Raw genomic sequence first — 18721 nt, 5'->3', positions numbered from 1 at the left:
GCCCTTGTATGCGTGGGTGGTTCAGTCGTCGGCTTTGGCGCCGTGACGGCCGATCCACCACCAGGCCCCCAGCACCATCAGGGCCAGAGCATACCAAGTGAGGGCGTAGACGAGGTGATTATTCTGGAACGCGATGACGGTCAGGCCGCCGACCGCGCGCTGCGGCGCGGCGACCGGGTCCTGACCCTTGCCGGCGTCGATGAAGAACGGGGCGACCACAGGAGCGCCGTTCGGCGCCACGCCCGCCAGGCCGCGCGTCTTGGCCAGCAAGGCGACGTCGCGCGAATACCAGCGGTTGCCCGCCGGGTCGTTTTCACGCAGGAAGCCGCCACCGGGTTCGGCGATGCGCAGCAGGCCGGTCACCGTTACCTGCTCGCCGCCGCCCGCGCACGGGTTGGCTCCGGCACGCCGGGCGGCATAGGTGCCCGGCTTGTTCTCGGCGGCGGGGATGAAACCGCGGTTGATGAAGACGATGTGGTTATCCGCCGTGCACAGCGGCGTGAGCAGCCAGAAGCCCGCGCCCAGCTCACTGAGCGCCTGGACCGGGGTGGTGTAATCGTAGAGGTAGTGCCCGGACACGCGCACGCGCCGGTATTCGTCGGATTTTTTGGAAACCTGCGCCCAGCGCGCCACCGGGGGCGGCGCGGCCGGGGCAGCGTGCACGCGTGCATCGACCCGTGCGATGAGGTCCAGCTTCCACTGCAGGCGGATCACCTGCCAGGTGCCGAGCCCCACGAACAGCACGGCCAGCAGCAGGGCCGCCAGCGCCGCCACGCGGCGCGCGAAGGCGCTGCGGGGTGGATGCCTGGCGGGTCCCGCCGGCTGGTCGCGCTGGTCCAGCATCACGGCATGTCGTGGGTGCCGTGGGTGGTGTCGCTGGCGCCGCCCATGGCCGGCATCATGTTGGCGTTCATGTGGTACATGACCCAGATCGAGCCGGACAGCACGATCACCAGCAGGACGACGGTGAGGATGAGGGCCATCATGTTCCAGCCCTCTTCCGACTTCGAGTTCAAGTGCAGGAAGTAGATCATCTGGACGACGACCTGCACGGCGGCGAAGCCGAGGATCACGAAACGGGTGGTGTCGGTCGGCAGCACATTGGCCATCACCAGCCAGAACGGGATCGCAGTCAGGACCAGCGACAGCACGAAGCCGATCGCATAGTCCCTGGCGCTGTAGTGCGTCACGTAGGTATCGTGACCATGCGCGTGGCCGTCATGGCCGTGCTCGTGGTGTTGGGCGCTCATGGCAGCACTCCCATCAGGTAAACAAAGGTGAAGACGAAGATCCAGACCACGTCCAGGAAGTGCCAGAACAGCGACAGGCACTGCAGGCGGCGGAAGTTCTCGCCGGTGAGGCCGTGCTTCTTGAGCTGGACCATCAGGGTGACCAGCCACACGAAGCCGAACAGCACGTGCAGGCCGTGGGTGCCGACCAGCGAGAAGAACGCGGTCAGGAAGCCACTGCGCGACGGGCCGGCGCCTTCATGGATCAGGTGGTAGAACTCGTACAGTTCCAGCGACAGGAAGGCCAGGCCGAGCAGGCCGGTCACGCCCATCCACAGGATGGTCTTGCCGACATTCCTGGCCTGGGCCGAGATCATCGCGAAGCCGAAGGTAATCGACGACAGCAGCAGGAAGCCGGTGTTAATGGCGATCAGCGACAGGTCGAACAGCTCGGCGCCGGACGGGCCGCCGGCGTAGTTACGGCCCAGCACCGCATAGGTGGCGAACAGGGACGCGAAGATGAGGCAGTCGCTCATCAGGTAGATCCAGAACCCCAGCAGGGTTCCGTTCTCCGGGTGGTGCTCGCGCACCAGGTAGCGCGCGGTCACCTCGTCGGCGCTCAGGGCGCCGGGCATGGTTGCTTTAAGTTCAGACATGGCTTTCCAGCAGACGGGTATGCGCTTCTTCGGTACGGGTGACTTCTTCCGCCGAGATGTAGTAGTCGCGCTTGTAGTTGAAGGTGTGGACGATGACCGCGGCCAGCAGGGCGACGAAGGACACGGCGGTCAGCAGCCACATGTGCCAGATGATCGCGAAGCCTACCGCTGCCGCCAGCGCCGAGATCACGAAGCCGGCCCAGGTATTGCTTGGCATGTGGATGGCCACATAGTCCTTCAGTGGACGCTGGTAGCCGTTCTTCTTCATGTCGGCGAAGGTGTCGTTGTCGTGCACCACCGGCGTGAACGCGAAGTTGTAGTCGGCCGGCGGCGACGTGGTCGCCCATTCCAGCGTACGGCCATCCCATGGGTCGCCGGTGACGTCGCGCAGCTTGGCGCGGTCTTTCCAGGTGAAGAAGATCTGCAGCAGCAGTGCGCCGATACCGCCGGCGATCATCAGGGTGCCCGCGAACGAGATCTGGAACAGCCACTGCACCGATGCGTCCTCGAAGTGGCTCACGCGGCGGGTATAGCCCATGAAGCCCAGGATGTACGGCGGGGTGAAGGCGACCCAGAAGCCGATCGACCACAGCCAGAACGAGACATGGCCCCAGAACTGGTTCAGCTTCACGCCGAACATCTTCGGCGCCCAGTAGTTGAAGCCGGCGAACAGGCCGAACACGACACCGCCGATGATCACGTTGTGGAAGTGGGCGATCAGGAACAGCGAGTTGTGCAGCACGAAGTCGGCCGCGGGAATCGCCAGCATCACGCCGGTCATGCCGCCGATGGTGAAGGTCAGCATGAACGAGACGGTCCACATCATCGGCAGTTCGAAGCGGATGCGGCCCTTGTACATCGTGAACAGCCAGTTGAAGATCTTGGCCCCGGTCGGGATCGAGATGATCATCGTGGTGATGCCGAAGAAGGAATTGACGCTGGCCCCCGACCCCATGGTGAAGAAGTGGTGCAGCCACACCAGGTAGGACAGGATCATGATCACGACGGTGGCATAGACCATCGAGGTGTAGCCGAACAGGCGCTTGCCGCAGAAGGTCGAGACCACTTCCGAGAAGATGCCGAAGGCCGGCAGGATCAGGATGTAGACTTCCGGGTGGCCCCAGATCCAGATCAGGTTCACGTACATCATGGCGTTGCCGCCGCGGTCGTTCGTGAAGAAGGCGGTGTCGAACAGGCGGTCCATGCCCAGCATGGCCAGCACGGCGGTCAGGATCGGGAACGACATCACGATCAGGATGTTGGTGCACAGCGAGGTCCAGACGAAGACCGGCATCTTCATCAGGCCCATGCCCGGTGCGCGCATCTTGATGATGGTGACGATCAGGTTCACGCCCGAGAGCAAGGTGCCGACGCCGGCGATCTGCAGCGACCAGATGTAGTAGTCCACGCCCACGCCGGGGCTGGCGAGGATGCCCGACAGCGGCGGATAGGCCAGCCAGCCGGTACGCGCGAATTCACCCACGAACAGCGAGGCCATCACGAGCACGGCGCCCATGGTGGTCATCCAGAACGAGAAGTTGTTCAGGAACGGGAAGGCCACGTCGCGGGCGCCGATCTGGAGCGGCACGACGTAGTTCATCAGGCCCGTCACCAGCGGCATCGCCACGAAGAAGATCATGATCACGCCGTGGGCGGTGAAGATCTGGTCGTAGTGGTCCGGCGGCAGGAAGCCGTGGTTGGAGCCGAAGGCGAATGCCTGCTGGGCCCGCATCATCAGCGCATCGGCGAAGCCGCGCAGCAGCATCACCAGGCCGAGGATCATGTACATGATGCCGATTTTCTTGTGGTCGATACTGGTGATCCAGTTGTTCCACAGGCCGCCCCACTGGCGGAAGTAGGTGATCAGGGCCACCAGGCCAATGCCGCCCGCGATCACGCCGGCGAAGGTCGCCAGCAGGATCGGCTCATGGAAGGGAATCGCGTCCCAGCTGAGCCGGCCGAAGATGAGCTTCGTCAGGTCGAATGAGTCTTGCATGATTACTTCTTCACAATATTGTTAGGGATGCTGCCGGGCACGCCGCCGGCTGCCGGCGTCACGCACATTTCCAGTTCCGCCAGCTGGGCGGGATTGGCTTTTGGCAGTTGCTTGACGGCGGCGGCGACTTGCGCACGCTTGTGGTCGTCGGCCATCTGCTGGTTCATGCAGACGCTGCCGTCGGCCACGCAACGGTTCAGGATGCGGGTGAACAGCGCCGCTTCCACGTTGCCGTAGTGGCGGACCGGCTCGCGCACGGTCGGCTTTTCCAGTTCCAGGTAGCCGGCGCGGTTCAGTGCGCCAGGGGTGGCCTTCATCTTCTGCACCCAGGCGTCGAACTCGGCGGCGCTGACGCCCTTGTAGCCGAAGGTCATGTGCGAGAAGCCTTCGCCGCTGAAGTTGGTCGACCGGCCTTCGTAGTCGCCGCTCTTGTTCAGCACGGCGTTCAGGGTGGTCTCCATGCTCGGCATCGCGTAGATCATGCCGGCCAGGGTCGGGATGTAGAAGGCGTTCATCACGGTCGAGGCGGTGATCTTGAAGCGGATCGGGGTGTCGATCGGCGTCACCAGTTCGTTCACCGAAGCGATGCCCTGCTCCGGATAGATGAACAGCCATTTCCAGTCCAGCGCCACGACCTGCACCTCGAGCGGCTTGGTCGACGCGGCGATCGGGCGGTTGGCGTCGATGCGGTCGAGCGGGCGGTAGGGGTCCAGCTTGTGGGTCGAGACCCAGGTGATCAGGCCCAGCACGATGATGATCAGGAGCGGCGCGCCCCAGATCACCAGCTCGAGCTTGGTCGAGTGGTCCCAGTCCGGCTCGTACTTCGCTTCGGTATTACCCTTGCGGTAGCGCCAGGCGAAAAAGACGGTCAGGAGCATCACCGGGACGATGATGATCAACATCAGCAGGACCGAGACGGTGATCAGGTCGGCCTGCTGTCTTGCTATATCGCCGTTGGGATTCATTACGACCGTGTTGCAGCCGGACAGCAGCGCAAGCAGCAGTAAAGGGAGTCCGCGGCGGACAATTTTAGGAATCATGCTAGGTATCTAACGTTACATGGGAATAAGAACATGCTACTGTACCGATTAAGGCCTACGGCAACCATTGGACACTTTGTCCCACCCTTGCTATATTGCAATTACTGCAAGAACAGGCCGTAGTACAGCAGATATCAGGAATCAGGCAACAGGCTTCGGGAGACGAACACATGCAAAGCAACACGACCTACGGCGGCCCAGGCGCCGCACCCATCACCCACCCTGCCAGCGGGGCCCGCAACATCAACGCCCGCGATGGCGAAATCCACCCAGGCGACATCGCCGTCGGCGTGATCATCGGCCGGGCTTCGGAATACTTCGAATTCTTCGTCTACGCCATCGCTTCGGTGCTGGTCTTCCCGGCGGTGTTCTTTCCCTGGGCAGACAGGCTGGAAGCAACGCTGTATTCATTCACTGTATTTGCTTTTGCATTCATCGCGCGCCCGATTGGCACCGTGCTGTTCATGGAGATCCAGAAACGCTACAGCCGCGAAATCAAGCTCACCATCGCCCTCTTCCTCATGGGCACGTCGACGGTCGTGATCTCCTTCCTGCCGACCTATGGCCAGATCGGCATGACCTCGGTGGTGCTGCTGTCGCTGATGCGCATCGGCCAGGGCGTGGCCCAGGGCGGCTCGTGGGACGGGCTGCCGTCGCTGCTGGCCCTGTCGGCGCCGGAGGGCAAGCGCGGCTGGTACGCCATGCTGGGCCAGCTGGCCGCCCCGATCGGCTTCCTGATCGCCGCCGGCCTGTTCGCCTACCTGCTCACCAACCTGACCTCGGACGACTTCCTGGTCTGGGGCTGGCGCTTCCCGTTCTTCTGCGCCTTCATGATCAACGTGGTGGCGCTGTTCGCCCGCCTGCGCCTGGTCTCGACCAGTGAATATTCGCGCCTGCTCGACGCCCACGAACTCGACCCGGCGCCGGTCGGCGAGCTGGTGAAGTCGCAAGGCAGCAACATCGCCATCGGCGCACTGGCGGCGCTGGCCAGCTACGCGCTGTTCCACCTGGTCACCGTGTTCCCGCTGTCGTGGATCCAGCTGTACGACACCCGCCCGATGGATGAGTTCCTGCACATCCAGATGTATGGCGCGGTGCTGGCGGTGCTGGCCATCCTGGCCTCGGGCTTCATCGCCGACAAGGTCGGCCGCCGCACCACGCTGGGCACCCTGGCAGCGCTGATCGCGCTGTTCTCGGGCTTCGTGCCGTCGCTGATGGATGGCGGCGAAACCGGCCAGAACATCTTCATCCTGGTCGGCTTCACCCTGCTGGGACTGTCGTACGGCCAGGCGGCCGGCGCGGTCACCGCGAACTTCAAGCAGCAATACCGCTATACCGGCGCGGCCCTGACCTCGGACCTGGCATGGCTGGTCGGCGCGGCCTTCGCGCCGCTGGTTGCACTGGGCCTGTCGGCGCACTTCGGACTGGGTTACGTGAGCCTGTACCTGCTCTCGGGTGCGGTCGGTTCGCTGGCGGCGCTGAGCCTGAACCGGGCGCTGGAAATCCGCGACTGATCCCCGCGGCCACGCGCCGCACACGAAAAAACGCCCCGCCGCCTTGCGCGCCGGGGCGTTTTTTCTTGGCGTCCTGGACTCAGGCGACCGTGTAAAGCGGTGGTTCCGCCACCAGCCCCTGCTTGACGGCCTGGGTGTTCTCGTCGACCAGCACTTCGCTGGCGCCGGCCTCCAGTGCCGCAAACACCCGTTCCACCACGGTGGCAACCGACAGTTTCGGGATATCGAGGCCGCGCGTGAGGTCGGTGTCGATGAAGCCGACGTGCACGCCCAGCACCTGGGTGCCCTGGGCGCGCAGCGCGTCGCGTACGCCATTGCTCAGGTTCCAGGCAGCGGCCTTGGTAACCGCGTAGCCTGCCAGGATCGGGCTGCTCTTCCAGCTCGCGATCGACAGCACGTTCACGAAAGCGCCGCCGCCGTTCTTCCCGAGCACAGGCGCGAAGTGCCGGCTGGTGTTGTACATGCCGAAGACATTGGCTTCCATCATCCAGCGCAGCGCATCGGCGCCCTCCTCCGCCAGCAGGTTGCCGGTATTGGCAACGCCGGCGTTGTTGATCACCAGGTCCACGTCGCCCAGCATCGCGGCCAGCGCGGCGACTGCGGCGGCGTCGGTGACGTCCAGCTTGACCGGGACCACGCCCGCCAGCGTGACAGTGGCCGGATCGCGGGCCGCAGCGTAGACTTTGTTAGCGCCGCCGGCAAGCGCCTGGCGGGCGAATTCGGCGCCCAGGCCGCGGTTGGCGCCGGTGACGAGGACGGTAGCGTTCTGGATCTTCATGGCATTTCCTTTTCTGGCACAAGTGGAAATATGATTCTTGTCATATGACGATCATCATATTTTGGAGCGAGCGAAACCGGCGTGCGCCGGGGATACATCAAGTATGGGGTGTTGATGCGAACAGCCGGGCCAGCGCCGCGCGCGCGGTCGCCAGCACCGCCCTGCCGTCGGCGTTATCGCCCTGCACGCGCGCCAGCTGCAGGTTGCCGACCAGGGCGCCGGCGATGACGCTCGCCAGGCCCGAGTCGCTGGATTCGGGCAGGCTCGACGCCACCCGCCGCACCAGGCGGTCGACGCGCTGAAGCGATGCCTGGCGCACCGCCTCTTCCTGGCGCGGCATCTCGCTGGCCAGCGCGCCCACGACGCAGCCGTGCTCGGCATTGGCCAGGTGTTCGTCGGACAGGTAGAGCTCGATCAGCGCCTGGAGCGGGTTGCCGGTGTCGCGCGCCCGCGCCGCGATCCGCTCATCGAGCAAGGCGCTGCTGATGGCGCCCGCATGCTCGATGGCCTCCACCAGCAGCGCGTCGCGCGAGTCGAAATGGGCATAGAAGCCCCCGTGGGTGAGGCCAGCTTCCTTCATGACCTCGGCAACGCCGACGCCGGCGTAGCCATGCCGGCGCACGGCACGGCTGGCGGCTTCGACGATCCGGTGGTGTGACTGCTCGCGCTTGCTGGCTTTCACGGAGGTAGACATGGTGGCGCCTTAAATATGATGAACGTCATATTACGCCCATCATATTTTTCCTGTCAAGCGGCTTTTTAAGACAGCGCCGTATCCAGTACCGTCATCAGGATGAAGCCGAATACCAGCGCGATGCTGGCATGGGTGCCGTTGCCGCTCTGGCGCGATTCGGGAATGACGTCGTTGACGATCACCAGCAGCATCGCCCCGCCCGCTGCGGCCAGCGCGACCGGCAGCAGCCCCGCCGCGATGCCGATCAGCGCCACGCCGAAGGCGGCCGCGACCGGCTCGATCAGGCCGGATACAATGCCCAGGCCGACCGACGTCAGCCGGCTGTAGCCAACCGTGCGCAGCGCCAGTGCCACCACCAGCCCTTCGGGTACGTCCTGGATCGAGATACCGGTGGCCAGCGCATTGGCCTTTTCGATGTCGATGCCGGCATAGCCGACGCCGATCGCCAGCCCTTCGGGCAGGTTGTGCAGCGCCACCGCCCACACGAACAGCCAGGCCCGGCGCAGCGACACGCCGGCGTCGCTCTGGTCGAGGATGCCTTCCGCATGCACGGCGCGGCTGAGCAGCAGGATGGCCCCCGCGCCCGCCATGAGCCCGGCCCCCACCAGCAGGCTGGCTTCCCAGCTGCCGGCGCCGGCCGCGCGCGAAGCCGCCAGCGCGGGAATGACGAGCGAAAAGGCGGTGGCGCCCAGCATGACGCCGGCGCCGAAGCCCAGGAAGCAGTCGTAGGTGCGTTTCGAGAAATTCTGTGCCAGCAGAACCGGCAAGGTGCCCAGCGCCGTGGCCGCGGCGGCCGTTGCGCCACCGATCAGTGCGCGGTGCATCTTGGGATTGGCGTTGATGATCTGGTCGACCAGGCTGCCAAGCAGGACAATGAAGCCGACGCCGAGGACGGCCAGGATGATCGTGCGGCGCTGGCTCAGCGTGCGGAAGAATTCGCGCAGGTTGAGTTGCCGGTGTCCGTGTGCTTTTTCAGTACGAAAATTCATGCAATGCCCTGGATAAAGCCGCGCACCGCCTTGACACCCGGGCGGCGCGCGGCATGTCTTTACTTCTTCTTCATGGCCTTGGCCGACTTGGCAGTGCCCTTGTCGGATGGCTTGGACAGGCCGGTGTCATCCAGCGGCCCGCCCTTGCTCGCCGTGGTGGGTTCGCCCATTGCGCTGCCAGTGCTTCCGGCCATCGTACCACCGCCTGCCGATTGCATGCTCATACCGAGTTCGGCACCGGTGCGCGGCGAGGCCATCGGGTCGGACATGGTGCGCATGGCCATCTGCTTGAGCAGGTCGATGTCGCCGCTCGGCAGCGCCACTTCGGCTTCGCCCGAGCCGCCGTCGACCGCCTGCTGCTTCTCGCGGTCGGTGACGAAGTCCCAGTCGGCGCCCTGGTTCCACGGTCCGCGCATCTCGCCCGGGCCCTGCGACATGTTGTAGTAGACGCTTGCGAAGCGCGGATCGGCCGGCATTTTGCCCGGCGGGAAGTTCGGCTCGATGGCGTACAGCGCCTTCTCGAAGGACTTCTGGTGCGCCACTTCGCGCGTCATGAGGAAGCCCAGCGCTTCCTTCACGCCGGGATCGTCGGTGAGCGCGATCAGGCGCTCGTAGACGACCTTGGCGCGCGACTCCGCGGCGATGTTCGAGCGCAGATCGGCGGTCGGTTCGGTGATCGAGTCGATATACGCCGCCGTCCACGGCACCCCGGCAGAATTGGTGAGCGGCGCGCCGGCGCCGTACAGGACCTGGGTCAGGTGGCTGTCGTTGCCCGCACCGGTGATGGCCTTGTAGATGTCCGCTTCGCTGTCGACCGCTTCGGCCAGGCGGCCCTTGGCGCCCTTGTTGAGCATCGCGACGATGTGGCCGATGATCTCGAGGTGGCTCAGCTCCTCGGTGGCGATGTCGTACAGCATATCCTTGCGGCCTGGATCGTCCTCGGCAACCGCTTGCGTGAAGTAACGCATGGCCGCGGCGAGCTCGCCTTGCGGACCGCCGAATTGCTCCAGCATCAGGTTTGCCAGTCCAGGATTCGGGCCGCTGACGCGGACCGTGTATTGCAGGCGCTTATTGTGTGCAAACATGAAAACGTACCTCCAGTGATTGGTCTGTGTGGCGCGCCGGGGCGGCGCCCTCCATCCGGCCGCAGTTGTTGCCGGCAGCCGACAAGTACTCATCTTGGCAGCCGGGCCTAGCGATGACATCAGGTGTTGGCGCGTGCGGCTGTAGGAATTGAACGACAAATAATGAATGTCCGGGCAATATTTTCTTGTCGCTAATTTCGAGCTGCGTGTTCGCCCGCGACTGACAGCAGCGCGGCGCGCGCGCCTACAGTAAGGCCGAGCAGCGGCGCTACCATGTTGGTCAACTGACCACGAAGGAGACCGACCATGTTTTCCCTGAATAAGCTGTGCCCGACGATCACCAACATGATCCGCTTCGACCATTCGCACGTAATGGTGACCTTCCATCAATACGAAAAGGACAAATCGCCGCGCGTGAAGAAGGCGCTGGCCGACACCATTTGCGATGCACTGGAAATCCATGCGACGCTCGAGGAAGAAATCTTCTATCCCGTGATGCGCCAGCGCGACGCGGGCGAGCCCTTCATCCACAAGGCCGAACCCGAGCACATGGAAATGCGCCGCATGATCGACGAACTGCGCCGCACCAGCGGCGCCGACCCGCGCCACGACAAGCTGGTGATGGAACTGATGCGCGACGTGATGCACCACGTGGCCGATGAAGAAACCACGCTGCTGCCCCACGCCGAAGCAAAGCTCAGCCGCGACATGCTGACCGACATGGGTGCGAAGATGACCCGCCGCCGCCTGGAACTGGTGGGCCCGAAAGCGGGCAAGCTGGCCAAGGAGCACGCGGTGGGCTTCTCGGGCAGCGCCGCCGCCGTGGTGGTGGGGCTGGCCAGTGCGCTGTTCGCGGCCAAGGCCTTCGGCCCCAAGAAGCCGTGGAAGTCGAGCCCGGCCTGACTCCCGGGCTGGCGCGTCCCTAGCCCAGCCAGCGCATCAGGGCCGGCACCAGCACCGGCGCCACCAATGCGGTAAGCGCGCCGTTCAGGCCCATCGCCAGCCCGGCGAAGGCGCCCATGTCCGGGCTGGCCTGGAACGCACGCGCCGTGCCGATGCCGTGCGAGGCAAGGCCCAGGGCGAACCCGCGCGCGGCCGGCGAGGCGATGCGGAGCAGGTCGAAGATCCAGGGCCCGAGCACTGCGCCGAACACCCCGGTGCAGACCACCAGCGCGGCCGTGAATGCCGGGATGCCCCCGAGCCGCTCCGACACCGCCATGGCGATCGGCGACGTTGCCGACTTCGGCCCCAGCGAGGCCGCCAGTTCCGGCGTGGCGCCGAGCAGCAGCGCGATCGCCACCGCCGAGACGATGGCGGTGATGCAGCCTGCGCCCAGCGCGAGCGCCAGCGGCAGGAAAGCACGCCGTAGCCGCGGCAGCTGGCGCACCAGCGGCACGGCCAGGGCCACCGTGGCCGGCCCGAGCAGGAAGTGCACGAACTGGGCGCCGGCGAAGTAGCGCTGGTAGGACATCCCCGAGAGCCACAGCACCAGCACCACCAGGGCGATCGCGATCGCCACCGGGTTGGCCAGCGGCGAGCCCTTGGCCAGCACGAACAGGCGCTGGGCCAGCAGGTAGGCGCACAGGGTCATCGTCAGCCCCAGCAGCGGCGACGCGGACAGGTAGACCCAGAACTGGGTGAAGTTGGCCAGTTCAGGCATTGTTGTCCTTCTGGTCCAAACCCCGCAGCAACAGGCCGGTGGCGCCGAGCGCCAGTACGGTGCTGGCCACGAGCGACGCGGCGATGGCGAACCAGTGGCCGCTGCCGCTGGCTGCTGTGGCAATGATGCCCACGCCGGCGGGGACGAACAGCAGGGACAGGTGGGAAAGCAGCGTGTTGGCGGCCTGCTCCACCAGCGCCTGCAGGCGCGGCCAGGCGATCAGCGCCGCCATCAGCAGCAGCATGCCGGCGACCGGGCCGGGGATCGGGAGCTTGAGGAGGAAGACGAGGCCTTCGCCGAGGCATTGGAAGAGGAGCAGGATGGTGAAGGCGGACAGCATGGGAGCTTTCCTGTTGTTGAAGAGCTCAGGATAGCAAAGATCAGGTTCGCGGGTGCTCGACGGAATTGGGTCCCGGCCTGCGCCGGGACGACGTTGGTCCACTATTGTGTAGATCCTAAGGGCTACGATTTCTACGCTAACCTAAAGACCGTCGCTCCGGCGAAGGCCGGAGCCCAATTTGACTTTTACACCGCAGCCGCCCCTTCGATCGCCCCGCGCCGCACCTGATCACGCTCGATCGATTCGAACAGCGCCTTGAAATTCCCCTCGCCAAAGCCGTCATCGCCCTTGCGCTGGATGAATTCGAAGAACACCGGACCCAGTTGCGTCTCCGAGAAAATCTGCAGCAGCAGGCGCGGGCTGCCGTCCTTGACCGAGCCATCGAGCAGCAGTCCGCGCGCCTTCAATTCGCCCGCGTCTTCGCCATGTCCCGGCACGCGCTCCTCCAGCATCTCGTAATAGGTCTCGGGCGGTGCGCTCATCAGGGGCACCCCCGCTGCGCGCAGCGAGTCGACGGTCTTGATCAGGTCATCGGACAGCAAGGCGATGTGCTGGATGCCTTCGCCGTTGAACTGCATGAGGAATTCCTCGATCTGGCCGCCGCCCGATTTACCCTCTTCGTTGAGCGGGATGCGGATCATGCCATCCGGCGCGGTCAGTGCCTTCGAGGTCAGGCCCGTGTATTCGCCCTTGATGTCGAAGTAGCGGATCTCGCGGAAGTTGAACAGCTTCTCGTAGAAGCCGGCCCAGAAGCTCATGCGGCCGCGGTAGACGTTGTGGGTCAGGTGGTCGATGATCTTCAGGCCGTGGCCGGCCGGATTGCGTTCGACGCCGGGCAGGAATTCGAAGTCGATGTCATAGATCGACTTGCCGTCTTCGAAACGGTCGATCAGGTACAGCGGCGCGCCGCCGATGCCCTTGATGGCCGGCAGGCGCAGTTCCATCGGGCCGGTCGGGATCTCGACCGCCTGGGCGCCCAGTTCGAGCGCGCGCGCGTAGGCTTTGTGGGCGTCCTTCACGCGGAAGGCCATGCCGCAGGCCGACGGGCCGTGTTCGGCGGCGAAGTAGGCGGCGTAGCTCTTCGGCTCGTTGTTGATGATGAAGTTGATCGCGCCCTGGCGGTACAGGGTCACCGCCTTGGAACGGTGCACGGCCACCTTGCTGAATCCGAGCTGCTCGAACACGGCTTCCAGCACGCCCGGCGTGGGCGATGCGAATTCGACGAACTCGAAGCCCATCAGGCCCATGGGATTCTCAAACAGGTCTGCCATTTCTCTTCCTTCCATGTTGTGGGTCAGGCCGGCCGTGTGTCTCGTCACGGCCGATACAGTCTTTTCTTCATTCGGCGAATACGTCCGCCAGCAGGCCGCGCAGCCACTGGTTGCCCGGGTCCTGGTTGTAGCGCCGGTGCCAGAACACATTGGTCTGCAGTGGCGGCAATTCCAGCGGCGGCGCGATCCATTCCAGCGCGAACGGCGCGGCCGCGCGCTCGGCCAGTTTCTGCGGCACCGTCACCACCAGGTCGCTGGTGCTGACCATGTAGGGCACCGCGGTGAAATGCGGCACCCGGAAACGCACCGCCGGGCCGATCCCGGCGCGCGCCAGCAGACCGTTGATGCGGTCGTACGGGCTTTCGGTCGAGTCGACCAGCATGTGCTCGGCCCGCACGAAGCGCGCCAAGGTCATGTCACCCTTCCCCAGCGGATGGCCCTTGCGGAACATCGTCACATAGGGCTGGCGGAACAGCTGGCGCTGGTACAGCGCTTCCGAGATGTCCTCGAAAGGGCCGATCGCCAGGTCCACCCGCCCGCCTTCCATTTCCTCTTTCAGCGCCACCGCCCGCGCCCGCACCGAGCTGATTTCCACCAGCGGCGCCAGCACGCGGCAGCGTTCGATCAGCGCCGGCATGAAATAAATCTCGCCCACGTCGGTCATCGCCAGCGTGAAGCGCCGGTGGCTGCTGGCCGGGTCGAAGCGGCTGCGCTGGTTCAGCGCCAGCGCCACCTGCGCCATCGCCACCCCGATCGGCTCGGCCATCTGCGTGGCCAGCGGCGTAGGCTGCATGCCGGTGGCGGTGCGCACGAACAGTTCGTCCCCGAAAGCGCGGCGCAAGCGCGCCAGCGCATTGCTCACCGCCGACTGGCTCAGCCCCAGGCGCCGCGCGGCCGAGGAAATCTGCCGTTCGCGGTAGACTTCCTGGAAAACCGACAGCAGGTTCAGGTCGATGGTGTGCGGTTCGATCATGGGCGTCGTGAATTGGCTTGCATTGTGGGCGCGGCTGGCACGCGAGCATAGCTGTATTTAGATGGTGAATAGTCTACATTTTTCTATTCATCTCGTAAAACATGGTGTTTTCTTCTAGAGTAGGGCCGCGACGCACACATTCAGGAGACAAGCATGAGCCAGCCCCTTGGCTACCAGTCGGGTTTCGGCAACCAATTCGCCACCGAGGCCATTGCCGGCGCCCTGCCGCAGCACCGCAATTCGCCCCAGCGCGTGGCCCACGGCCTGTATGCCGAGCAGATTTCCGGCACCGCTTTCACGGCGCCGCGCAGCCACAATCGCCGCTCCTGGCTGTACCGGATCCGCCCGGCCGCCGTCCACGGCAGCTTTGCGCCGATCGACGCCGGGCGCATCGTGAGCCGCTTCGATACGCCGGCGCCGCCCAACCAACTGCGCTGGAGCCCCTTGCCGATGCCCACGGCGCCCACCGACTTCATCGCCGGCTGGGTGACCATGGCCGGCAACGGCGCGCCCGAAACGATGAGCGGCTGCGCGATCCACCTGTACGCCGCCAACAAGTCGATGGAGAAACGCTACTTCTACAGCGCCGACGGCGAGCTGCTGGTGGTGCCGCAGCAGGGCCGGCTGGCGATCCACACCGAACTGGGGCTGCTCGACGTGGAACCGCACGAGATCGCGGTGATCCCGCGCGGGGTACGGTTTCGCGTCGATTTGCCCGACGGCGAGGCGCGCGGCTACATCTGCGAGAACTTCGGCGCCCTGCTCCAGCTCCCCGACCTGGGCCCGATCGGCTCGAACGGCCTGGCCAACCCGCGCGACTTCCTGACCCCCGTGGCGCGCTACGAGGACCTCGAGGGCGACTTCGAGCTGGTGGCCAAGTTCTGCGGCGGCCTGTGGCGCGCCCCGATCGGCCACTCGCCGCTCGACGTCGTCGCCTGGCACGGCAACTACGCCCCCTATAAATACGACCTGCGCCACTTCAACGCGATCGGCTCGATCAGCTACGACCACCCGGACCCGTCGATCTTCCTGGTGCTGCATGCGCCCAGCGACACCGCAGGCGTGTCGAGCCTCGACTTCGTGATCTTCCCGCCGCGCTGGCTGGTGGCCGAAGACAGCTTCCGCCCGCCCTGGTTCCACCGCAACGTCGCCAGCGAATTCATGGGCCTGATCCACGGCGCCTACGACGCCAAGGCCGACGGTTTCGTGCCCGGCGGCGCCAGCCTGCACAACTGCATGAGCGGCCACGGTCCGGACGCCGCCACCTTCGACAAGGCCAGCAAGGGCGACACCAGCAGCCCGCACAAGGTACAGGACACCATGGCCTTCATGTTCGAGACCCGCCACGTGATCGTGCCCACGCCTTACGCACTGTCCTCGCCCCAGCTGCAGCCGGACTACCAGCAGTGCTGGGCCGGCATCGCAAAGCACTTCCGCTTACCAGACTGACAACGGGTGTGGCGTTCAGGGCGCGCGGCATGCGATGATGTGGCCTGCGCCCTCTCCGGGCGCCCGGCCACGGCCCGGTCAGTCCGAGAAAGGCGCGCGCGCCAGTGTTAACCGACATATTGATCATCTCCTTCCTCATCCTGATGAACGGAGTGTTCGCCATGAGCGAGTTATCGCTGGTGTCAGCCAAGCGCATGCGCCTGGAACGGCGCGCCGAAGACGGCAGCCGGGGCGCGCGCGCCGCCCTCAAGCTGGCCGACGATCCCAGCCACTTCCTCTCCACGGTGCAGGTCGGGATCACCCTGATCGGCATTTTCAACGGTGCGTTCGGCGAGGCTTCGCTGGTGAGCCACCTGACGCCCCACTTCGAGACCGTCCCCGTCCTGGCTCCCTATGCGCGCGAAGTCGCGCTGGCCGTGGTGGTCCTCGTGATCACGGTGGCCTCGATCATCTTCGGCGAACTGGTGCCCAAGCGGATCGCCATGGCCTACCCGGAAACGGTGGCCACCCTGATCGCCCAGCCCCTGCGGCTGCTGTCGGTGACGATGTCGCCCTTCGTGAAATTCCTGTCCCTGAGCACCAACGCGATCGTGCGCGTGCTGGGCATCCACGAAGCCAAGGAAGAAGCGCCGACCGAGGAAGACATCGCCGGCATCATCAAGGAAGGCGCCGACACCGGCGTGTTCGAGAAGACCGAATACGACATCGTCTCGCGCGCCCTGCGCCTGGACGACCAGCACCTGAAGTCCCTCATGACGCCGCGCGTGGACCTGGTGATCATCGACCTGGCCGAAGACCGCCACGCCAACCTCGAGATCATCGCCGCCAATCCCTACAGCCGCTTCCCGGTATGCCGCGGCGACCGCTCCCACATGCTCGGCTACGTGATGGCGCGCGACCTGTTCGGCCAGGCGGTGCGCACCAAGTCGGTCGAGGCCATCGACCTCGACGCGGCGATCCAGGAGCTGCTGTATGTGCCGGAGACCGTGAGCGCGATGGCCCTGCTCGAGATGTTCAAGAAAAACCGCGCCGAACTGGCCCTGATCGTCGACGAGTACGGCGACATCCAGGGCATGGTTACCCTCAGCGACGTGATGAGCGCGTTGGTCGGCGACGTCACCGTGGCCGGCGAGGAGCACGACCCCGACGCCGTCCAGCGCGCCGACGGCAGCTGGCTGCTCGACGGCGGCGTCTCGCTCGACCGCTTCCGCGACCTGCTCGGCAGCGCGGCGGTCTTCCCCGGCGAGGACGAAGGCGCCTACCACACGCTGGCCGGCTTCCTCCTGTACCAGCTCGGCTTCATCCCGAAACCCTCCGACCTCGTCGACTGGCATGGCTTCCGCTTCGAAGTGATGGACATGGACGGCAACCGGATCGACCGCATCATGGTGTCGCACCACGCGCCGCCCGACGCCGAACCGAAACTGGACTGACGCGATGGATGCGCTCACCATTGGCCCGGTGGTCCTGTCCACCGCCGTGCTGCTGGCGCTGGCCGGCGTGCTGGTATCGAACGGCGTGGCCGAATGGTTCCGCCGCCGCGGCGTCGATCCCGGGCCGCTGCTGTGGAAGATGACGCTGTCCGGCTTCGTCGCCGCGCGCGCGGTCTTCGTCCTGCGCCACCACGACCTGTTCCTCGCCCGGCCCTGGTCCGCTCTCGACTTCCGCGATGGCGGCTTCGCTCCGATGGCCGGCCTGCTGGTCGCCTGCCTGGTGGGCGCGGGCCTGGCCGGACGCCAGGCCGCGCTGCGCCGCCCCTTGATGGCGGCCAGCGCCGCGGGCGTGGCGGTGTGGCTGGGCGGCACCGTACTGCTGCAGGCGCTGGCGCCGCCCGGCGCGCCCCTGCCCGACATGAGCGTGCGGCGCCTGGATGGCACCGAAGTGTCGCTGCGCAGCTACCAGGGCAAGCCGCTGGTGGTCAACCTGTGGGCCACCTGGTGCCCGCCCTGCCGGCGCGAAATGCCGGCCCTCGGGGCGATGCAGGCGGCGCGGCCGGACGTGGCCTTCGTGTTCGTCAACCAGGGCGAATCGGCGGCAGTGGTGGCGCGCTACCTGGCGGCGCAGGGCCTGCGCATGCAGAACGTGGTGACCGACCCGGCCCGGCAGCTGGCGGCGCGCACGGGGGTGGTGGGGTTTCCGACGACCCTGTTTTACGATGCGGGCGGGGTGCTGCGGGGGAGGCATGTGGGGGAGTTGTCGGAGGCGGCGGTGCGGGAGCGGCTGACGGAATTGGGCCGGTGACTGCGCGACGAACTTGGGTTCCCGCGCCCTCTGCTTCCCCTGAATCCCCACCTGTGGTAAAACATCGCCGCACCCAGGAGCCCCCCATGCAAGTGAACCCCATCCAGCTGTTCGATGCCGAATCGTCCACCTACACCTACATCCTGTCCTCGCCCGACAACCGCGATGCGGTGATCATCGATCCGGTCGACCGCCACTGGGAGCGCGACCTGGCGCATGTCGAGCGGCTGGGACTGACGCTGACCCACGTGCTGGAAACCCACGCCCACGCCGACCACGTCACTTCGGCCGGCAGGCTGCGCGCGCTCACCGGGGCCAAGGCCTGCGTGCCGAGCGGCTGCGGCATCCCGCCGGCCGAAATGCAGCTCGAAGACGGCGACCTGATCGAGTTCGGCCAGCACGAGCACATCGCCGTGCTCCACACCCCGGGCCACACCGCCGGCAGCATGTGCTACCTGTGGCGCGGCAACCTGTTCACCGGCGACACCCTGCTGGTCGGCGGCTGCGGGCGCACCGATTTCCAGGGCGGCAGCGCCGAAGCGCTGTACGACAGCGTCACCGGCAAGCTGTTCGCACTCGACGACGCCACCCGGGTCTGGCCCGGCCACGACTACAAGGGGCAGTCGGTGTCCAGCATCGGCTGGGAAAAGCGCCACAACGCCCGCCTGGCCGGGCGCAGCAAGCCTGAATTCGTGGCCCTGATGTCCGCCCTGGACCTGCCGCGCCCGAAGCTGATGGACGTGGCGGTGCCGGCCAACCGCAACCTGGGACTGGCGCATAGCGTATAGGCGGCGCACACTGTTCAA

General features: G+C 65.8%; 19 protein-coding genes. 6 read left to right on the top strand and 13 right to left on the bottom strand.

Going from position 1 to position 18721, the window contains the following annotated elements; translation table 11 throughout:
* Window positions 1-21 precede the first annotated feature (21 nt).
* The 5 genes from BM031_RS16230 to cyoA are packed head-to-tail and all read right to left on the bottom strand — an operon-like array spanning window position 22 to window position 4921.
* The gene (locus tag BM031_RS16230) at window positions 22-843 is read right to left on the bottom strand and encodes an SURF1 family protein (protein WP_091875610.1); all 822 of its coding nucleotides are present in this window, start codon (window positions 841-843) and stop codon (window positions 22-24) included.
* Entirely contained in the window at window positions 843-1250 is a 408-nt protein-coding gene (cyoD, locus tag BM031_RS16225) for a cytochrome o ubiquinol oxidase subunit IV (protein ID WP_091875609.1), read from the bottom strand. The genes BM031_RS16230 and cyoD overlap by 1 nt, the downstream gene beginning before the upstream one ends.
* Window positions 1247-1885, bottom strand: a complete 639-nt coding sequence (cyoC, locus tag BM031_RS16220) for a cytochrome o ubiquinol oxidase subunit III (RefSeq protein WP_177207787.1) — start codon at window positions 1883-1885, stop codon at window positions 1247-1249. Before cyoC ends, cyoD begins: the two co-directional genes overlap by 4 nt.
* Entirely contained in the window at window positions 1878-3881 is a 2004-nt protein-coding gene (gene cyoB / locus BM031_RS16215; RefSeq protein WP_091875607.1) for a cytochrome o ubiquinol oxidase subunit I, read from the bottom strand. The genes cyoC and cyoB overlap by 8 nt, the downstream gene beginning before the upstream one ends.
* Before the next feature lie 2 nt (window positions 3882-3883).
* A complete protein-coding gene (gene cyoA, locus BM031_RS16210) occupies window positions 3884-4921 on the bottom strand; it encodes a ubiquinol oxidase subunit II (protein ID WP_091875606.1) in 1038 nt (345 codons plus the stop codon).
* 170 nt (window positions 4922-5091) lie between these two features.
* Here cyoA and BM031_RS16205 point away from each other — a divergent pair, with 170 nt between their 5' ends.
* Window positions 5092-6435: an MFS transporter gene (locus BM031_RS16205; protein ID WP_091875605.1), complete on the top strand. Its 1344-nt coding sequence runs from the start codon at window positions 5092-5094 to the stop codon at window positions 6433-6435.
* A gap of 79 nt (window positions 6436-6514) precedes the next feature.
* Here BM031_RS16205 and BM031_RS16200 read toward each other — a convergent pair whose 3' ends face one another.
* From BM031_RS16200 to BM031_RS16185, 4 genes are all read right to left on the bottom strand, one after another.
* Window positions 6515-7213: an SDR family oxidoreductase gene (locus BM031_RS16200; RefSeq protein WP_091875604.1), complete on the bottom strand. Its 699-nt coding sequence runs from the start codon at window positions 7211-7213 to the stop codon at window positions 6515-6517.
* Between the two features lie 97 nt (window positions 7214-7310).
* On the bottom strand, window positions 7311-7907 hold the full coding sequence (locus BM031_RS16195; RefSeq protein WP_091875603.1) for a TetR/AcrR family transcriptional regulator: 597 nt from the start codon (window positions 7905-7907) through the stop codon (window positions 7311-7313).
* 65 nt (window positions 7908-7972) lie between these two features.
* Complete coding sequence (locus BM031_RS16190; protein WP_177207786.1) at window positions 7973-8896, bottom strand: ZIP family metal transporter; 924 nt, start codon at window positions 8894-8896, stop codon at window positions 7973-7975.
* A 59-nt stretch (window positions 8897-8955) separates the two neighbouring features.
* The gene (locus BM031_RS16185; protein WP_091875602.1) at window positions 8956-9981 is read right to left on the bottom strand and encodes a manganese catalase family protein; all 1026 of its coding nucleotides are present in this window, start codon (window positions 9979-9981) and stop codon (window positions 8956-8958) included.
* Window positions 9982-10287: 306 nt separating this feature from the next.
* On the opposite strand from BM031_RS16185, the gene BM031_RS16180 reads away from it, so the two are divergent.
* Window positions 10288-10884, top strand: a complete 597-nt coding sequence (locus BM031_RS16180) for a hemerythrin domain-containing protein (RefSeq protein WP_091875601.1) — start codon at window positions 10288-10290, stop codon at window positions 10882-10884.
* Between the two features lie 19 nt (window positions 10885-10903).
* Here BM031_RS16180 and BM031_RS16175 read toward each other — a convergent pair whose 3' ends face one another.
* The 4 genes from BM031_RS16175 to BM031_RS16160 all read right to left on the bottom strand — a co-directional run bounded on the left by BM031_RS16175 (window position 10904) and on the right by BM031_RS16160 (window position 14225).
* Entirely contained in the window at window positions 10904-11641 is a 738-nt protein-coding gene (locus BM031_RS16175) for an LrgB family protein (RefSeq protein WP_091875600.1), read from the bottom strand.
* Window positions 11634-11981 (bottom strand): CidA/LrgA family protein, encoded by a 348-nt coding sequence (locus tag BM031_RS16170; protein ID WP_091875599.1) that lies wholly within the window; start codon window positions 11979-11981, stop codon window positions 11634-11636. The genes BM031_RS16175 and BM031_RS16170 overlap by 8 nt, the downstream gene beginning before the upstream one ends.
* A gap of 185 nt (window positions 11982-12166) precedes the next feature.
* On the bottom strand, window positions 12167-13252 hold the full coding sequence (hppD, locus tag BM031_RS16165; protein WP_091875598.1) for a 4-hydroxyphenylpyruvate dioxygenase: 1086 nt from the start codon (window positions 13250-13252) through the stop codon (window positions 12167-12169).
* 67 nt (window positions 13253-13319) lie between these two features.
* On the bottom strand, window positions 13320-14225 hold the full coding sequence (locus BM031_RS16160) for a LysR family transcriptional regulator (RefSeq protein ID WP_091875597.1): 906 nt from the start codon (window positions 14223-14225) through the stop codon (window positions 13320-13322).
* Window positions 14226-14378: 153 nt separating this feature from the next.
* Here BM031_RS16160 and hmgA point away from each other — a divergent pair, with 153 nt between their 5' ends.
* The 4 genes from hmgA (at window position 14379) to BM031_RS16140 (ending at window position 18703) form a co-directional block, all read left to right on the top strand.
* Window positions 14379-15674, top strand: coding sequence for a homogentisate 1,2-dioxygenase (hmgA, locus tag BM031_RS16155; protein WP_091875596.1), 1296 nt, complete (start codon window positions 14379-14381; stop codon window positions 15672-15674).
* Between the two features lie 104 nt (window positions 15675-15778).
* Window positions 15779-17107, top strand: a complete 1329-nt coding sequence (locus tag BM031_RS16150) for a hemolysin family protein (protein ID WP_267873320.1) — start codon at window positions 15779-15781, stop codon at window positions 17105-17107.
* Window positions 17108-17111: 4 nt separating this feature from the next.
* A complete protein-coding gene (locus BM031_RS16145) occupies window positions 17112-17915 on the top strand; it encodes a TlpA disulfide reductase family protein (protein WP_091875595.1) in 804 nt (267 codons plus the stop codon).
* Window positions 17916-18001: 86 nt separating this feature from the next.
* Entirely contained in the window at window positions 18002-18703 is a 702-nt protein-coding gene (locus BM031_RS16140; protein ID WP_091875594.1) for an MBL fold metallo-hydrolase, read from the top strand.
* Window positions 18704-18721: the final 18 nt, after the last annotated feature.

Origin of the sequence: Massilia yuzhufengensis (genome assembly GCF_900112225.1) — a bacterium.
Taxonomy (GTDB): domain Bacteria; phylum Pseudomonadota; class Gammaproteobacteria; order Burkholderiales; family Burkholderiaceae_D; genus Telluria; species Telluria yuzhufengensis.
Note: the sequence above shows the minus strand (reverse complement) of the source record. Positions and strands in the feature narration are given on the sequence as shown.

Excerpts from the sequence above, each read along its gene's own strand:
- BM031_RS16190 (WP_177207786.1), bottom strand. The coding sequence starts at position 8,896 with ATGAATTTTCGTACTGAAAAAGCACACGGACACCGGCAACTCAACCTG.
- BM031_RS16205 (WP_091875605.1), top strand. The coding sequence starts at position 5,092 with ATGCAAAGCAACACGACCTACGGCGGCCCAGGCGCCGCACCCATCACC.
- BM031_RS16185 (WP_091875602.1), bottom strand. The coding sequence starts at position 9,981 with ATGTTTGCACACAATAAGCGCCTGCAATACACGGTCCGCGTCAGCGGC.
- BM031_RS16170 (WP_091875599.1), bottom strand. The coding sequence starts at position 11,981 with ATGCTGTCCGCCTTCACCATCCTGCTCCTCTTCCAATGCCTCGGCGAA.
- hppD (WP_091875598.1), bottom strand. The coding sequence starts at position 13,252 with ATGGCAGACCTGTTTGAGAATCCCATGGGCCTGATGGGCTTCGAGTTC.
- BM031_RS16180 (WP_091875601.1), top strand. The coding sequence starts at position 10,288 with ATGTTTTCCCTGAATAAGCTGTGCCCGACGATCACCAACATGATCCGC.
- BM031_RS16140 (WP_091875594.1), top strand. The coding sequence starts at position 18,002 with ATGCAAGTGAACCCCATCCAGCTGTTCGATGCCGAATCGTCCACCTAC.
- cyoC (WP_177207787.1), bottom strand. The coding sequence starts at position 1,885 with ATGTCTGAACTTAAAGCAACCATGCCCGGCGCCCTGAGCGCCGACGAG.
- cyoB (WP_091875607.1), bottom strand. The coding sequence starts at position 3,881 with ATGCAAGACTCATTCGACCTGACGAAGCTCATCTTCGGCCGGCTCAGC.
- BM031_RS16200 (WP_091875604.1), bottom strand. The coding sequence starts at position 7,213 with ATGAAGATCCAGAACGCTACCGTCCTCGTCACCGGCGCCAACCGCGGC.
- BM031_RS16160 (WP_091875597.1), bottom strand. The coding sequence starts at position 14,225 with ATGATCGAACCGCACACCATCGACCTGAACCTGCTGTCGGTTTTCCAG.
- hmgA (WP_091875596.1), top strand. The coding sequence starts at position 14,379 with ATGAGCCAGCCCCTTGGCTACCAGTCGGGTTTCGGCAACCAATTCGCC.
- cyoA (WP_091875606.1), bottom strand. The coding sequence starts at position 4,921 with ATGATTCCTAAAATTGTCCGCCGCGGACTCCCTTTACTGCTGCTTGCG.
- BM031_RS16195 (WP_091875603.1), bottom strand. The coding sequence starts at position 7,907 with ATGTCTACCTCCGTGAAAGCCAGCAAGCGCGAGCAGTCACACCACCGG.
- cyoD (WP_091875609.1), bottom strand. The coding sequence starts at position 1,250 with ATGAGCGCCCAACACCACGAGCACGGCCATGACGGCCACGCGCATGGT.
- BM031_RS16175 (WP_091875600.1), bottom strand. The coding sequence starts at position 11,641 with ATGCCTGAACTGGCCAACTTCACCCAGTTCTGGGTCTACCTGTCCGCG.
- BM031_RS16145 (WP_091875595.1), top strand. The coding sequence starts at position 17,112 with ATGGATGCGCTCACCATTGGCCCGGTGGTCCTGTCCACCGCCGTGCTG.
- BM031_RS16230 (WP_091875610.1), bottom strand. The coding sequence starts at position 843 with ATGCTGGACCAGCGCGACCAGCCGGCGGGACCCGCCAGGCATCCACCC.